The 767-nt window shown below is 61.1% G+C and carries 1 protein-coding gene; it reads left to right on the top strand.

The genetic code is table 11. From position 1 onward, the window contains the following. A partial coding sequence (locus AC1D0P_RS26425; RefSeq protein ID WP_477679437.1) for an ATP12 family chaperone protein occupies window positions 1-673 on the top strand: 673 nt, incomplete at its 5' end. Between the last annotated feature and the right edge of the window lie 94 nt (window positions 674-767).

Genomic DNA, 767 nt, shown 5'->3' with positions numbered 1-767 from the left:
AGTCTCGGTCACCGAGGCCGACGACGGTTTTGCCATCCGCCTCGATGGACGCACGGTCAAGACACCTGGAAAGCGGCAGTTGGCAGTGCCGACACGCGCCGCAGCCGATCTGATCGCCTCGGAATGGCGCGACCAGGTCAACGAGATCAATCCTGCGACCATGCCGGTCACCCGGATGGCCAATACCGCGATCGACGGCATCGAGAATGAGATCGACGCGGTCTTCGACGATGTGGTGAAGTTCGCCGGCACCGATCTCCTCTGCTATCGCGCCGGTGGGCCGGCATCACTGGTCGAGGTGCAGGCCATGCATTGGGACCCGGTCCTCGCCTGGGCGGCGGAGGCTATTGGTGCCCGCTTCATCCTCGCCGAGGGTATTGTGCATCAGGAGCAGCCGCGCACGGCGGTCGAAGCCTATGCTGGCGCGCTCGACAAGCATCGCACCGCGCTCAAGCTCGCCGCGCTGCATACGATCACTACGCTCACCGGCTCGGCATTGCTTGCGCTCGCCTTCGCCGAAGGCCGCCTGACCGCCTCCGAGGCCTGGGAGGCGGCGCATGTCGACGAGGACTGGAATATCTCACAATGGGGCGAGGATGCTGAAGCGCGTGCCCGCCGTGAGACAAGATGGCTGGAAATGCAGGCGGCCGCGGCGCTGTTTAACACGTTGTGATGTAAAATTTGACTTTTTCTGATATTCCAAAATAAGACGCCAGTTCTACTTTCGTATTTCATGTGTGGGACTGGCGTTCAAATGACTTCAAAAG

The sequence above is a fragment of the Polaromonas sp. P1_G2 genome (genome assembly GCF_056405515.1).
The sequence above is the reverse complement of the archived record's forward strand: the minus strand, read 5'-3'. Positions and strand labels throughout refer to the sequence as shown.